General features: G+C 75.8%; 13 protein-coding genes. All 13 read left to right on the forward strand.

The genetic code is table 11. The annotated features are described in order from the left end of the window. The first annotated feature begins 882 nt into the window (after positions 1-882). Positions 883-1,695, forward strand: a complete 813-nt coding sequence (locus FB00_RS19955; RefSeq protein WP_047234674.1) for a hypothetical protein — start codon at positions 883-885, stop codon at positions 1,693-1,695. Then, positions 1,692-2,714, forward strand: coding sequence for an HAD-IIA family hydrolase (locus FB00_RS19960; RefSeq protein ID WP_047234680.1), 1,023 nt, complete (start codon positions 1,692-1,694; stop codon positions 2,712-2,714). The genes FB00_RS19955 and FB00_RS19960 overlap by 4 nt, the downstream gene beginning before the upstream one ends. Before the next feature lie 142 nt (positions 2,715-2,856). Continuing rightward, a complete protein-coding gene (locus tag FB00_RS19965) occupies positions 2,857-3,096 on the forward strand; it encodes a hypothetical protein (protein WP_047234675.1) in 240 nt (79 codons plus the stop codon). 2 nt (positions 3,097-3,098) lie between these two features. After that, positions 3,099-4,076, forward strand: coding sequence for a TlyA family RNA methyltransferase (locus FB00_RS19970; protein ID WP_082141547.1), 978 nt, complete (start codon positions 3,099-3,101; stop codon positions 4,074-4,076). Then, a complete protein-coding gene (locus FB00_RS19975) occupies positions 4,073-5,059 on the forward strand; it encodes an NAD kinase (RefSeq protein ID WP_047234676.1) in 987 nt (328 codons plus the stop codon). The genes FB00_RS19970 and FB00_RS19975 overlap by 4 nt, the downstream gene beginning before the upstream one ends. A gap of 2 nt (positions 5,060-5,061) precedes the next feature. Continuing rightward, positions 5,062-6,813, forward strand: coding sequence for a DNA repair protein RecN (gene recN / locus FB00_RS19980; protein WP_047234682.1), 1,752 nt, complete (start codon positions 5,062-5,064; stop codon positions 6,811-6,813). 6 nt (positions 6,814-6,819) lie between these two features. Continuing rightward, positions 6,820-8,007 carry a putative cytokinetic ring protein SteA gene (gene steA / locus FB00_RS19985; RefSeq protein WP_047234677.1) on the forward strand — a complete coding sequence of 396 codons (1,188 nt, stop codon included), beginning with the start codon at positions 6,820-6,822 and terminating at the stop codon, positions 8,005-8,007. Positions 8,008-8,130: 123 nt separating this feature from the next. Further along, positions 8,131-9,225 (forward strand): copper transporter, encoded by a 1,095-nt coding sequence (locus FB00_RS19990; protein WP_052877817.1) that lies wholly within the window; start codon positions 8,131-8,133, stop codon positions 9,223-9,225. 1 nt (position 9,226) lies between these two features. Further along, entirely contained in the window at positions 9,227-10,066 is an 840-nt protein-coding gene (locus tag FB00_RS19995; RefSeq protein WP_047234678.1) for a hypothetical protein, read from the forward strand. Further along, a complete protein-coding gene (gene murJ / locus FB00_RS20000) occupies positions 10,063-11,706 on the forward strand; it encodes a murein biosynthesis integral membrane protein MurJ (protein WP_231581961.1) in 1,644 nt (547 codons plus the stop codon). Before FB00_RS19995 ends, murJ begins: the two co-directional genes overlap by 4 nt. Positions 11,707-11,805: 99 nt before the next feature. Beyond that, the gene (locus FB00_RS20005) at positions 11,806-13,479 is read left to right on the forward strand and encodes a CTP synthase (protein WP_231581962.1); all 1,674 of its coding nucleotides are present in this window, start codon (positions 11,806-11,808) and stop codon (positions 13,477-13,479) included. 9 nt (positions 13,480-13,488) lie between these two features. After that, positions 13,489-14,136 (forward strand): NUDIX domain-containing protein, encoded by a 648-nt coding sequence (locus FB00_RS20010; protein WP_047234685.1) that lies wholly within the window; start codon positions 13,489-13,491, stop codon positions 14,134-14,136. 49 nt (positions 14,137-14,185) lie between these two features. Next, positions 14,186-15,031 (forward strand): formylglycine-generating enzyme family protein, encoded by an 846-nt coding sequence (locus tag FB00_RS20015; RefSeq protein ID WP_082141548.1) that lies wholly within the window; start codon positions 14,186-14,188, stop codon positions 15,029-15,031. Positions 15,032-15,149 lie beyond the last annotated feature (118 nt).

Raw genomic sequence — 15,149 nt, forward strand, 5'->3', positions numbered from 1 at the left:
GGACCTTCGCGCAGGCGGCCTTCATCGGGACCGCCGTGTCGACGTCGTGCCGCAGGACTCCCCGCCCGTTCCGTCCCGTGTGACGTCGGAGCCGACGTGGGAAGATGGCCTGCGCAAACTCCACAACGAGAGGTAACCCTGGTGAACGACACCTCCCACGAGTCCGAGTCGGACCGCCCGTCGTCGGGCGGCGACCGTGGTGGACGCCGCGACGGTCGACAGGGCCCTTCCCGCGACGCGCGGGGTGCCGGCCGCAGCTCGTCCGGCGGCTCGACGTCGGGGGACGGCGACCGTCGTCGCAGCGGCGGGGACGCCGCTCGCCGCGGCTCGGGGGACTACCGCGGGCGCCAGGACGGCGGCTACCGCGGTCGCCCCGATGGTGCTCGCGCGCGCTCCGAGGGCGGTCGTCCTGACCGTGACGGTGCCCCGGGCCGTGACCGTCGTGCCGGCGACCGGACGGACCGTGACCGTCGCGAGGGCGATCGTCGGGACGGGGCACGCCGTGACGGTGGACGCCCGGCCGAGCGTCGTCCGTGGAGCTCGCGCGGTGAGGGCGCAGGCTCGTCGCGCCGCGAGTACGGCGAGGGGCGCGGTGACCGTCCCGGCCGTCGTGACGATCGGTCACCGGCGAGTGACGGGCGCGGTACCTCCGGGACGCGTGGCGCCGGGTACCAGCGGACGACGCGTCCGGGGGAGGGCGAGCGCGGTCGGTACGACCGCGACTCTGCCGACCGTCGCCGGGACGGGTCGGGTCCCCGTGACGAGCGCCGGGGCGGAGATCGCCGCGGGCACGCCCCGCGTGCGGGGGCGGGGCGCGAGCGGGACGGCTTCGACCGTCGCCCGGAGCCGCGCCACCCTGCCGGGCCGGCGATCCCTGACGAGGTGCAGATCTCTCAGCTCGACCGCGCGGCCCGGGGGCGGCTGCGGACGCTGAGCAAGGAGACGGCCGAGGTCGTCGGGCGTCACCTCGTCATGGCCGGGCGGCTCATCGACTCCGACCCGGAGCTCGCGTACGAGCACGCGCAAGCGGCCGTGCGCCGTGCGGGCCGGGTCGACGTCGCGCGCGAGGCCGCCGGTCTGACCGCCTACGCGACGGGGCGCTACGCGGAGGCGCTCCGTGAGCTGCGTACGGTGCGACGCCTCAACGGGTCCTCCGAGCACCTGCCGATCATGGCCGACTGCGAGCGCGGGCTCGGCCGCCCGGAGCGCGCGCTCGCCCTCGCGGCGTCGGAGGAGGCCGCGACCCTCGACGACGTCGGGCGTACCGAGCTCGCGATCGTCGTGAGCGGCGCGCGCGTCGACCTCGGCGAGCTGGACGCGGCTCTCGCCGCGCTCGAGCAGGTGCCCGCGATCGGGACACGAGGCGAGCTCGGCGCTCGGGTCCTGCAGGCGCGTGCGGCGGTGCTCGAGGTCGCGGGTCGGGACGATGAGGCTGCCGAGATCCTCGCAGGGATCGACGCGAGCCTGCTCGCGGCGGTGCTCGGCGAGGACGACGACGTCGTGGTCTACGACCTGACGGAGGAGGTCGACGAGGACGGCGACGCGGTCGCCGAACCCCTGGACGCCGAGGCCGCGCAGGCTCCGGACCACACGGCGTCGGCCGACGAGACGACCGAGTCGCAGGACGAGGAGCAGGGCGCGGGGCACGACGACTCGGAGTGGGCCTCCGCGCCGTCGGACGAGGCGGGCCGGTGAGCGCCGGGCTCCTCGGGAGCGACGTCGCGCTGGCCGACCGGTACGACCTCGCGCTCGTCGACCTCGACGGGGTCGCCTACCGCGGCCACGAGCCGATCGAGCACGCGTCGGAGGGCCTGACGACGGCGCGCGCCCGCGGCCTGCGTCTCGTGTTCGTCACGAACAACGCCTCTCGCGAGCCCGGGTCGGTGGCCGAGCAGCTCACGGGCCTCGACATCCCCACCTCGGCCGACGAGGTCATGACGGCGGCGCAGGCCGCGGCCGCGCTCCTGCGGACCCGCCTCGAGCCCGGTGCGCGCGTCCTCGTGGTCGGCGGGGCCGGTCTCGTGACGGCCGTCCACGACGCGGGCTTCGTCCTCGTGGAGTCCGCGGACGAGGAGCCCGACGCCGTGGCGCAGGGTTTCGCGCCCGAGCTGGGCTGGGCGCAGCTCGCCGAGGCCGCCTACGCCGTCCAACGGGGCGCGTGGCACGTCGCGAGCAACCTCGACCTGTCGCTGCCGACCGCGCGGGGCTTCGCGCCGGGCAACGGGTCCCTGGTCGGTGCCGTGCGCGCCGCGACGGGCGTGGAGCCTGACAGCGCGGGCAAGCCGTCGCCCACCATGTACCGGCTCGCGATCGAGCGCGCGGGGGCGCGGGCCCCGCTCGTCGTCGGGGACCGGCTCGACACGGACCTCGCGGGCGCCCGCGCGGGCGGTTACCCCGGCCTGCACGTCCTCACCGGCGTGAGCACGGCGCGGGACACGATCCTCGCGGAGCCGCACCTGCGCCCGCACTACGTGGGCGCCGACCTGCGCAGCCTCCTCGAGCCCCACCCGGTGCCCGTGCGCACGGACGCCGGCTGGTGGTCCTGCGGCGACAGCGCGGCGCGGGTCGACGACGGCGCGCTGCGCCTGGACGTGCGCGGGACCGCGACGGTCGACACGGTCCGGGCGGCGGCGGCCGCGTCCTGGGCGGCGGCCGACGCGGGGCTCCCCGTGGACCCGTCGACGGTCCCCGAGCTGCCCGTCGGGACCCACTGATCCCGACCGTCGTGCGGCGCGACGCGCCGCGTCTCGCGGGCCGCCGGACGTGCCCGTCCGTGGGACGCAACCGGTAGCGTGGTCCGGGATGCCCGGTCGCGGACCGGGCGACGCTCGTGCAGCCACCAGACAGGAGGAGGACATGACGGACGGTCCGCTGCGTCCGGTTCCCGGCCCGCCTCCTGGCGGACGACCGGAGCGTCCGGCGAACGGGCGGGACGGCGAGGAGCAGTCCGCGGTCGCCGACCTGCCCGGCAACCCGCTCGACGCCGCGCTCGGACGGCTCGACGGGCTGGAAGGGCTCGCCACCGCCGACCACGTGGGGGTGCTGGAGGCCGTGCACGACGCGCTGGTCGCCGAGCTCGCCCGCACGGAGGACTGAGCGTGGCGGAGCGCACCGGTGCCCGCCTCGACGGCGAGCTCGTCCGGCGTGGCCTCGCGAGGTCGCGTCGCCAGGCCGCCGAGCTCGTGGCCGCGGGCCGGGTGACGCGCGGCGGGTCCGTCGTGACCAAGCCGTCGACCGCCGTCGGGCCCCAGGACGTGCTCGCGGTGGCGCCGGACCCCGAGGATCCCGGCTACGCCTCGCGCGCCGCGTTCAAGCTCGCCGGGGTCCTCGACGCGCTGGACGCGCTGGACCCCGCGGGCGCGCCGCCGCGGCCCCCCGCCGTCGACGGCGCGCGGTGCCTCGACCTCGGGGCGTCGACCGGGGGCTTCACGGACGTCCTGCTGCGCCGGGGCGCGCGCGAGGTCGTGGCGGTGGACGTCGGCCACGACCAGCTCGTGCCGGCGCTGCGCGCCGACCCCAGGGTCCAGGTGCACGAGGGGCTCAACGTCCGCGACCTGGCACCCGAGCACGTCGGCGCCGTGCCCGACCTCGTCGTCGGCGACCTGTCGTTCATCTCGCTCGCGATGGTGCTGCCTGCCGTCGCGGGCGTCGTGGGCCCGGGCTCCGACCTGCTCCTGCTCGTCAAGCCGCAGTTCGAGGTCGGCCGGGAGCGCCTCGGGAGCGGCGGGGTCGTGCGCGACCCCGCCCTCCACGTCGAGGTCGTCGCCGCGGTCGCGCGGCACGCGGCCGTCGTCGGGCTGCGCCCGCTCGCCGTCGTGCCGAGCCCTCTGCCCGGACCGAGCGGGAACCGCGAGTACTTCTGGTGGCTGCGGGCCGGCGACCCCGGCCGCGCCGACGGCGCCGCGCTCGAGGACTCGGCGCTGGAGGACGCCGCGGCCGCGGCGGTGGCGTGGCAGCCCGCACCGGACGGCGGCCCGCCGCCGGTCGTGCTCGTCGCGCGGGCGGTGGCGGACGAGCCGAGCCCGACGCCCGACGCCGCGACGCCCGACCGACCCCTGACTGGAGGAGCACCGTGACGCGACGCGTGCTGATCGTGACCCACGGCGGCCGCCCCGAGGCGGTCGTCGCGCTGCACGAGGCGGTGACCGAGCTCGAGCGCGCCGGGTTCACCGTGACGCTGCACGACGACGACCTCGCGGAGAGGTTCGGCGACCACATGGCGCGCACGCGGGCGCGCGAGGGTGTCGCGGAGTCCGAGGTCGTCATGGTCCTCGGCGGCGACGGCACGATCCTGCGTGCCGCCGAGCTCACGCACGGGACCGGGGTGCCGCTGCTCGGCGTCAACCTCGGGCACGTGGGCTTCCTCGCCGAGAGCGAGCGCGAGGACCTGCGCGCCGCCGTGGGGCGGCTCGCGGCGTACGACTACACGGTCGAGGAGCGCACGATCGTCGAGGTGCGCGCCTACCTGCCCGGCGAGCCGGAGCCCCTCGTGGGGTGGGCGCTCAACGAGGCGACGGTCGAGAAGGCGCAGCGCGAGCGCATGATCGAGGTCGTGCTCGGGGTCGACGGCCGCCCGCTGTCGTCGTTCGGGTGCGACGGCGTCGTGACGGCGACCGCGACCGGCTCGACGGCGCACGCGTTCTCGGCGGGCGGGCCGGTGATGTGGCCGGACGTCGACGCGGTGCTCGTCGTCCCGCTCGCGGCCCACGCGCTGTTCGCCCGCCCGCTCGTCGTGGGCCCGCGCTCCACGATCACGGTCGACGTGCTCGCCGACTCGGCGTCGTCAGGCGTGCTCACGTGCGACGGCCGCCGGCGCATCGACCTGCCCAACGGGTCGCGGGTCGAGGTCCGGCGCTCCGACACGCCGCTGCGCCTCGCGCGGCTCAGCACGGCGCCGTTCACGGACCGGCTGGTGTCCAAGTTCTCGCTCCCCGTGGTCGGGTGGCGAGAGCGCGCGGCGAGCGTGGCCGCGACGGCGGGCACGACGGCGGAGCGCGCCGCGGCGGCGGGGGCGAGCAGGGCGCCGGAGGACCAGGACGTCACGGACGAGGAGGAGTGAGCGTGCTCGAGGAGATCGCGATCGAGAACCTCGGCGTCATCCGGTCGGCCCGCGTCCCGGTCGGGGCCGGACTGACCGTGATCACGGGCGAGACGGGCGCAGGCAAGACCATGGTGCTCACCGGGCTCGGGCTGCTCATGGGTGGCAAGGCGGACCCGGCGACGGTGCGCCCGGGCGCCTCGAGCGCCGTCGTCGAGGGGCGCGTGCGTGTCACCGACCGGCCGGCGGTCGCGCAGCGGGTCGACGACGCGGGCGGCCAGGTGGACGACGACGGCACGGTCGTCATCCTGCGCACGGTCGCCGCAGAGGGCCGCTCGCGCGCGCACCTCGGCGGGCGCAGCGTCCCGCAGGGCGTGCTCGCGGAGATTGCCGACGACCTCGTGACGGTCCACGGGCAGTCCGACCAGCTCCGGCTGCGGACCGCGAGCCGGCAGCGCGTCGCGCTCGACGCGTTCGCCGGGCCGTCGCACGCCGAGCTGCTGGCGCAGTACCGCGACGCGTGGACCGAGCGGACCGCGCTGCAGGCGGAGATCGACGACATCGAGACGCGCGCCGGCGAACGAGCCCGGGAGGCGGAGCTGCTGCGCCTGGGGCTCGCGGAGGTCGAGCGCGTCGCGCCCCAGCCGGGCGAGGACGTGGAGCTCACGGCGCTCGTGGCGCGGCTCGGGAACGTCGAGGAGCTGCGGGTCGCTGCCCAGCTCGCGCACGACGCCGTGGCCGGCGACGAGGCCGCCGAGCCGCAGGAGAACGCGGTCGTCTCGGTCGACCGGGCGCGCCGCGCGCTCGAGTCCGTGGCCGGGACGGACCCCGCGCTCGCGCGGCTCGCCGAGCGGCTCGCGGAGGTGGGCTACGTGCTCGCCGACGTCGCCACGGAGATCTCGGGCTACGTCGAGGACCTCGCGGCCGACCCCGCCGGGCTCGAGAGCGCGCACGCACGCCTCGCCGAGCTCGGCACGCTGACGCGCAGCTACGGCGAGACGGTCGACGACGTGCTCGCCTGGGCGAGCGACGCCGGGCTGCGGCTCCTCGACCTGGACGACGGCGGCGAGCGGCTCCACGCGTCGATCGCGCGCCGCGACGAGCTCGACGGGGAGCTGGACCGCCTCGGGACGGCGATCACGGCCTCGCGCGAGCGCGCCGCCGCCGAGCTCGCCACCGCGGTGACCGACGAGCTGCGCGGGCTGGCCATGGGCGGCGCGAGCCTCGTGGTCGACGTCGAGCGGGCCGAGGAGCCCGGCCCGTGGGGCGTCGACGTCGTGACCTTCTCGCTCGTCGCGCACGCGGGCGCGCCGGCCCGGCCGCTCGGCAAGGGCGCATCGGGTGGTGAGCTCTCGCGCGTGATGCTCGCGATCGAGGTCGCGCTCGCGACGGCCGCCGTGGACGGCACCGGCCAGGTGCTCCCGACGTTCGTCTTCGACGAGGTCGACGCCGGGGTCGGTGGCAAGGCGGCGGTCGAGGTCGGGCGCCGGCTCGCGTCGCTCGCGCGGCGCACGCAGGTCGTCGTCGTCACCCATCTCGCGCAGGTCGCGGCGTTCGCCGACGTCCAGCTCGTGGTGACGAAGTCGTCCGGCGCCGGTCCGGGGGACGGGTCCGACGCCGCTGACGCCTCAGCGGTCACGGTCACGGGTGTGCGCGAGGTCACGGGGGACGAGCGGGTCCGCGAGCTCGCGCGGATGCTCTCCGGCCAGGAGGACTCGGACGCGGCCCGCCGCCACGCGGTGGAGCTTCTGGAGTCCTCGGTCGTGGGACGATAGGCCACGATGAGACTCACTCTGCGCAAAGCCTCCCTGCCGGAGGCCGGGTCCGGCACGCTCGGCCCGGCCAAGGTCGACGCGCGCACCAAGGCGCTCACCAAGCGGCTCCAGCCCGGCGACGTCGCGGTGATCGACCACGTCGACATCGACCGCGTCGCCGCCGACGCCCTCGTGGCGGCCAAGCCGTCTGCCGTCCTCAACGCCGCGAAGTCCGTCTCGGGGCGCTACCCGAACCTCGGCCCCGACGTCCTCGTCGAGGCGGGGATCGTCCTGGTCGACGACCTCGGCCCGGCGATCATGGCCGTCCCCGAGGGCCGGGAGCTCCGGCTCGACGGCGGCAAGGTCTACCTGGGCGACGACCTCGTGGCGGAGGGCGTCCTCCAGAGCGAGGAGACGGTCGCGCGCAGCCTCGAGGAGGCGCGCGCCAACCTCTCGGTCGAGATCGAGTCGTTCGCCGAGAACACGATGAACTACCTGCGGCGCGAGCGCGACCTGCTGCTCGACGGCGTCGGCGTCCCTGACATCCGCACGCCGATCGACGGGCGGCAGGTGCTCATCGTGGTGCGCGGCTACCACTACCGCGAGGACCTCGCGACGCTGCGCCCCTACATCACGGAGTACCGGCCGGTCCTCATCGGCGTGGACGGCGGCGCGGACGCGATCCTCGACGCCGGCTGGAAGCCGGACATGATCGTCGGCGACATGGACTCGGTGTCCGACCGCGCGCTGAGCAGCGGCGCCGAGGTCGTGGTGCACGCGTACCGCGACGGCAAGGCGCCAGGGCTGGAGCGCGTCCAGGAGCTCGGCGTCGAGCCGGTCGTGTTCCCGGCGACGGGCACGAGCGAGGACATCGCGATGCTCCTCGCGGACGACAAGGGCGCCGAGGTCATCGTCGCCGTCGGGACGCACGCCACCCTCGTCGAGTTCCTCGACAAGGGCCGCGCGGGGATGGCGAGCACGTTCCTCACGCGGCTGCGCGTCGGCGGCAAGCTCGTCGACGCGAAGGGCGTCTCGCGCCTGTACCGGCACCGGATCTCCAACCTCCAGCTCTGGCTCCTGTCGATCGCGGGGCTCCTCGCCGTCGTCGCGGCGCTGTGGTCGACGGCGGCGGGCCAGACGTTCTTCGGGATCGTGGGCGCCCGGTTCGACGACCTGTGGTCGTGGATCGGGTCGCTCTTCGCGGGCGGCGGCTGACCCCGACCGGGCCGTCGGCGCCGTCGGCCCCGCGCCGGTCGCTCGCGACCGCCCGACCTGCGCTCCCGCGCACCCTGACCTTGCCAGCACGCAGCAGCTCGAACCGAAGGACACCACCGCACAGTGATCGACTTCAGGTACCACATCGTCTCGTTGATCTCGGTCTTCCTGGCCCTGGCCGTCGGGATCATCCTCGGCGCCGGTCCGCTCCAGGGCGCGATCGGCGACCAGCTCACCGGGCAGGTGGAGCAGCTGCGCACCGAGCGCAACGAGCTGCGCGACCAGCTCGACGAGGCGAACGTGACGCTCGGCGACGACTCGCGGTACATCGAGGCGGCAGGGCCGCAGCTCGTGGCCGGGTCGCTCCAGGACCGTCGCGTCGCCGTCGTCGACCTGGACGGGGCGGACAACGAGCGGGACGACGCGATCGCCGAGCAGCTCGAGACGGCCGGCGCGTCGGTCGTCGGCCACGTCCGCCTGACGGACTCGTGGACGAGCCAGGACGAGGAGAGCGCGCGCCAGACGGTGGCCGAGGGCCTCGGGGAGAAGCTGGGCGAGGTCCCGCAGGACGCGACGCCCGAGCAGCGGCTCGCCCGCGCGCTCGCGCTCTCGCTCACCGGTGCCGCTCCGACGAGCTCCGAGGAGCGCAGCCCGGAGGCGATCGAGCTCGAGGCGCTCCTGGAGCGCTTCGCGCTCGTGGACATCGTGTCCGAGCAGACCCTCCCGGCGGACGTCGTCCTGCTGCTGAGCGGTCCGGCACCTGAGCAGGCCGCCCCGGCGGCGGAGGGCGAGGAGGCGCCCGCGCCGGACACGTACGTCGTCGACATCGAGGTCCAGGTGGCCGTCGCCGCGCAGGAGGTCGCCGAGGCGGCGCTCGTCGCCGGCCCGACCGCGGTGAGCGGCGACGTGGTGTCGACCATCCGGGCGAACGACGACCTCGCCGCGTCGCTCTCCACCGTGAGCGGGATCGAGGCGGAGCCGGGCCGGATCAACGTCCCGCTCGCCCTCGCGGCGCGCATCGCGGACCAGGTCGGGCAGTTCGGGTTCGAGGAGAGCGCGACGGCGGTCCTCCCGCCGGCCGTCGAGCTCCCGCCGGTGACGCGCACGACGTCCTCCGACGCGGGCGCCCAGGACGCCGCGGCGGGCGACACCGCGGGCGGTACCGCGAACGACGGTGCCGCCGAGGTCGAGCAGACCGCCGGCGCGGGGGAGGGCTGACGTGGCGCGCGCGCTGCGCACCCTCGCCGCGGCCGGGTTCGCCGCCGTCGTGACCGCGACGGCGCGGCGCGCGGGGGCGTCGCGCCCGCCGGGCGGCGCCGGTCGCTGGACGCGCGCCAACCACCGCGGCGAGCCGATCAGCCTGCTCGAGGGCCCGGCGGTCGCGGCCGGCCTCGTCGCCGGGACGCTCGCGGCGGGGGGGGACGCCCGCACGCGCGGCGCGGTCGCCCTCGCGACGGCGAGCGCGGGCGCGTTCGGACTCGTCGACGACCTCGCGGAGGACACGTCGACCCGGACGAAGGGCCTGCGCGGGCACCTCGGCGCGCTCGCCGAGGGCCGCGTGACGACGGGCGCCATGAAGATCCTCGGGATCAGCGGCGTCTCGCTCGTCGCGGCGGCGATCGGGACGCGGCGCACGGGCGGGGCGTTCGGCCACCTCGTGGACGTCGGCGTGAACGGCGCGCTCATGGCCGGCACGGCCAACCTGCTCAACCTCCTCGACCTGCGCCCGGGCCGAGCGCTCAAGGCCGCAGGGGTGGCGTCCCTGCCCTACCTCGGCACCTCCGCGGCCCCGACGACGGGCGCGGTCCTCGGGGCGGCCGCCGCCGCGGCGCCGGGGGACCTGGGCGAGCGCGACATGCTCGGCGACTGCGGCGCGAACGCGCTCGGCGCCGCGCTCGGCTCGCAGGTGGCGTTCGCGGCGCCCCGCTCGGTGCGCTGGCTCGCGCTCGCGGGCGTGGTCGGTCTGACCCTGGCGAGCGAGAAGGTGAGCTTCTCGACGGTCATCGAGGGCAACGACGTGCTGCGGCGCGTGGACACGTGGGGCCGGCGCCCGGCGTGAGCGCGCGGGCGGGGCGGCTGCGCGCCGCCACGGGCACCCTGGCGGGCGCCGCCGCGATGATCACGCTCGTGACGATCGCGAGCCGGCTCGTCGGCTTCGCGCGGTCGCTCGTCCAGTCCGCTGCGGTCGGCACCGAGGGTGTCGGGTCGGCGTACACCGCGGCGAACCTCCTGCCGAACGTCCTGTTCGAGGTCGCGGCGGGAGGGGCGCTCGCCGGGTCGGTCGTGCCGCTGCTCGCCGGACCCATCGCCCGACGAGCGGGCGCCGACGTCTCGCGCATCGCCTCGGCGCTGCTCGGGTGGACGCTCGTCGCGCTCGTCCCGCTCGGTGGGCTGCTCGCGCTCCTCGCGCAGCCGATCGCCGGCCTCCTCATGCGCGAGCACCCCGAGCTCGTCGACGTCACGGCGACCTTCGTGCGCGTGTTCGCCCTCCAGGTGCCGCTCTACGGGCTCGCGGTCGTGCTCGGGAGCGTCCTGCAGGCGCACAAGCGCTTCTTCTGGCAGGCGTTCTCGCCGCTCCTGTCGAGCCTCGCGGTCATCGCGGTCTTCCTCGTGTTCGCGGGGCTCGCCGACGGCAACCAGAACGACGTCGCCGCGCTCTCGGAGGAGGCCATCGCCTGGCTCGGCTGGGGCACGACGGCGGGCGTGGCGGTCCTCGCGCTGCCGCTCGTCCTCCCGGTGCACCGGCTGGGCGTCCGGCTGCGGCCCACCCTGCGCTTCCCCGGCGGTGAAGGAGCGCGCGCCCGCAACCTCGCGTTCGCGGGGATCGGGGCGCTCGTCGCGCAGCAGCTCTCGGTCCTCGCGATCCTGGGCGCGTCCTACCGGTTCGGGCCCGAGCAGACCTTCCCGACGTACTGGTACGCGCAGCAGGTGTATCTGTTGCCCTACGCGGTGCTGGCGTTCCCGCTCGCGACGAGTGCCTTCCCGCGCCTCGCCGAGCACGTCGCGCACGCGCGCCACGACGCGTACCGGCGCCTCCTCGCGACCACGACGCGCACGCTGGTCGTCGTGGCCGGCCTGGGCGCCGCGGCGCTGATCGCCGCGTCCGCGGCGGTCGAGGCGGTGTTCGCCCGTATCGCGACGGGCTCGGTCGAAGGACTCGGTGGTGCGGTCGCGGCCATGGCGGTCGGGATCGTCGGATTCTCGCTGATCCTGCACCTCTCGCGCGCGCTGTACACGATCGACCACCAGCGCGTCGCGGTCGTCGCGACCGCCGCGGGGTGGCTCGTGGTGGCCGCGACCGCCTACGTCCTGCCGGCCGTGACCGGTGTCCGCGACCAGGCGGGGGTGCTGCTCCAGCTCGGGCTCGCGACCGCCGTCGGGATGTCGGTCGCGGGAGCCGGGCTCCTCGTCGCGACGCGACGGTACGCCGGTCCGGAGGCGACGCACGGCGTGCCGCGGACCCTCGTCGTCGTCGCGGTGGGCGTCGCCCTCGGTGCGCTGGCGGGCTCGGCGGTCTCCGGCGCGCTCCTGCCCGACGGCGCGGGCTGGCTGCCCGCGGTCGGGGTCGGGGTGCTCGCCGCCGTCGTGGCGGGCGTGGTCGTCGTCGCGGTGTCGCTCGCGGGGGACCGCGCGGCCCTGCTCGGCGTCCTGCGTCGTGGGCGGACGAGCGGCGCACCCGACGACGACCCGATCCGGTAGCCGTCCGGCAGCGCCCGCCCGGGACGTGGTGCGTCGCACTGCTGGGTCCGCGTGCCGTCGTCGGGCACGCTGTTAGGATGGAGTTCCGTGGCAGACCTCCTGAACCGGCCCTCCTCCCGCCTCAACGCCTCGGGCGCACGCACCGAGCACCGCACCGCGCACGTCTTCGTCACCGGCGGCGTCGCCTCCTCGCTCGGCAAGGGCCTCACGGCATCCAGCCTCGGTCGTCTGCTCCGCTCGCGCGGCCTGCGGGTCACCATGCAGAAGCTCGACCCGTACCTCAACGTCGATCCCGGGACGATGAACCCGTTCCAGCACGGCGAGGTGTTCGTCACCGAGGACGGTGCCGAGACGGACCTCGACATCGGCCACTACGAGCGCTTCCTCGACGTCGACCTCGAGGCGACCGCGAACGTCACGACCGGGCAGGTCTACTCCCAGGTCATCGCGCGCGAGCGGCGCGGCGAGTACCTCGGCGACACGGTCCAGGTCATCCCGCACATCACCGACGAGATCAAGTCGCGCATGCGTGCCCAGGCCGGTGAGGACGTCGACGTCATCATCACCGAGATCGGCGGCACGGTCGGCGACATCGAGTCCCAGCCGTTCCTCGAGGCCGCGCGCCAGGTGCGCCACGAGCTCGGCCGTGACGACGTCTTCTTCCTCCACGTCTCGCTCGTGCCGTACATCGGCCCGTCCGGCGAGCTCAAGACGAAGCCGACGCAGCACTCGGTCGCGGCGCTCCGCTCGATCGGTATCCAGCCCGACGCGATCGTGCTCCGCGCGGACCGCGTGGTCCCCGAGCCGGTCAAGCGCAAGATCGCGCTCATGTGCGACGTCGACAACGAGGCCGTCGTCAACGCGGTCGACGCGCCGAGCATCTACGACATCCCGCGCGTGCTGCACTCCGAGGGCCTCGACGCGTACGTCGTGCGCCGCCTCGGCCTGCCGTTCCACGACGTCGACTGGGACGGCTGGAGCCAGCTCCTCGAGCGCGTGCACCAGCCCGCCCACCGCGTCGAGGTCGCGCTCGTCGGCAAGTACATCGACCTGCCCGACGCGTACCTCTCCGTCACGGAGGCGCTGCGCGCCGGCGGGTTCGCGAACGACGCGAAGGTCACCATCCGCTGGGTCGCCTCCGACGAGTGCCAGACGCCCGAGGGCGCCGACGACGCGCTGCACGGCGTCGACGCCGTCCTGGTGCCGGGCGGGTTCGGGGTGCGCGGCATCGAGGGCAAGCTCGGCGCGCTGCGCTGGGCGCGCGAGAACAAGGTCCCCACGCTCGGGATCTGCCTCGGCCTCCAGTCGATGGTCATCGAGTACGCGCGCAACGTGCTCGGCATCGACGACGCGTCGTCGACCGAGTTCGACCCCGGCACGTCCCACCCCGTCATCGCGACGATGGAGGAGCAGCTCGCGATCGTCGGCGGCGACGGCGACCTGGGCGGCACGATGCGCCTCGGGTCGTACGAGGCCGCGCTGGCACCGGGCTCGGTCGTCGCCAAGACCTACGGGTCGGAGCGCGTCTCCGAGCGGCACCGCCACCGCTACGAGGTGAACAACTCCTACCGCAAGCAGCTCGAGGAGGCGGGGCTCGTCATCAGCGGGACGTCGCCCGACTCGTCGCTCGTCGAGTTCGTCGAGCTCCCCGCGGACGTGCACCCGTACTACGTGAGCACGCAGGCGCACCCGGAGTTCAAGTCGCGCCCGACGCGCTCGCACCCGCTGTTCACCGGCCTCATCGGCGCCGCGCTCGAGAACCAGGCGGACTGAGTGGGCACGGTGGCGGGCGCTCCGTCGCCCGCGGAGCGCCCCACGGTCGACGCGCTCGCGCCGCGCCCCGTCGTCGAGACGTCGGTCGTGCACCACGGTCGTGTCTTCGACCTCCGCTCCGACGTCGTCGAGCTCGACGACGGGCGCGTCACGCGGGAGTACCTCGACCACCCGGGCGCCGTGGCGATCGTCGCGCTGGACGACGACGAGCGCGTGCTCCTGCTGCGTCAGTACCGCCACCCGGTGCGGCGCGAGCTGTGGGAGGTGCCGGCGGGCCTCCTCGACGTCGTCGGGGAGGACGCGCGGCTCGCCGCGGCCCGCGAGCTCGCCGAGGAGGCCGACCTGCAGGCCGCGCGCTGGGACGTCCTCGTCGACTACTTCACGACGCCGGGCGGTTCCAACGAGGCGCTGCGCGTCTTCCTCGCGCGCGACCTCTCGCCCGTCCCCGACGACGAGCGGTTCGCCCGCGAGGCCGAGGAGCTCGACATGGAGCTGCGGTGGGTGCCGCTCGACGAGGCGCTGCGTGGCGTCCTCGCGGGCGAGCTGCACAACCCGTCCGCCGTGGTCGGGATCCTCGCCGCCGCCGCGTCGCGCGCGGACGGCTGGGCGTCGCTGCGTCCGGCCGACGCGCCGTGGCCGGAGCGCCGCGGCGGCTGACAGTCCGGGGCCGACGGCCGGTGCACCGGTTCGGGTAGCGTCCGAGGGCGTGGGCTCACCTCTTCCCGACCTCGTCCCCGTCCCGGCCGGCCGGTTGGACCTCGTCGACGCGCGCACCCGCGAGTCACGCTCCGTCGTGCTGGAGCCGTTCCACGTCGCTCGCACCCCGGTGACCGTCGGGCAGCACCGAGCCGTCCTCGCCGCCGACCCCCTCCGCCCGCGTCCTGAGGGCGGCCTGTCGGCCATTTTCGACGACGTCCCCGTGCACGGGGTGACGTGGTTCGAGGCGGTGCTGTGGTGCAACGCGGCATCCCGGGTGGCGGGCCTGGACCCCGCGTACCGGGTCGAGGGCCGGGGCGTGCGCTGGGACGTGCGCTCCGCGGGGTACCGGCTCCCGACCGAGGCCGAGTGGGAGCACGCCTGCCGCGGCGGGACGAGCGGCCCCCGGTACGGCCCGGTCGGGGCCGTCGCGTGGACCGCGGACGACGGCGGCGACGGTCCCCGGCCCGTGGCCGGCCGGCTCCCGAACGCGTTCGGCCTCCACGACACGCTCGGCAACGTCTGGGAGTGGTGCTGGGACTACGCCGACACGGCGCGCTACGGCGAGTACCGGAGCCTGCGGGGCGGAGGCTGGGCCGACCGGCCCTGGAACGTGCGCGCGGGCGTGCGCCGCGGCAGCGCGCCCGACGCACGGATCGAGGACGTCGGGCTCCGGGTCGCGCAGGGTGCCGTGGGCGAGCCAGGCGTCCCCGCGGCCCAGGGCTGGTCGGACGCGGCGGACCGTGCCCGGGCGCAGGTCCCCGGCCTCCTGCCGCTCGGGTGGACGCCGTTGACCTTCCCCACCGCCGCCGCCGCAGATGCCGACGAGGCCCCGGCCGTCGGTGCCGAGGACTAGGGTCAGACGACGTGCCCGCACCCGACGCCCCGACCCCGCCGGGAGACGCGCTCGTCCGCGTCCTCGGCCCGGTGCGGGTACCCGGACCCGACGGCGCGCCCGTCGCCCCGCGCGGGTC

Origin of the sequence: Cellulosimicrobium funkei, from assembly GCF_001019615.1 — a bacterium.
Lineage (GTDB): Bacteria > Actinomycetota > Actinomycetes > Actinomycetales > Cellulomonadaceae > Cellulosimicrobium > Cellulosimicrobium cellulans_E.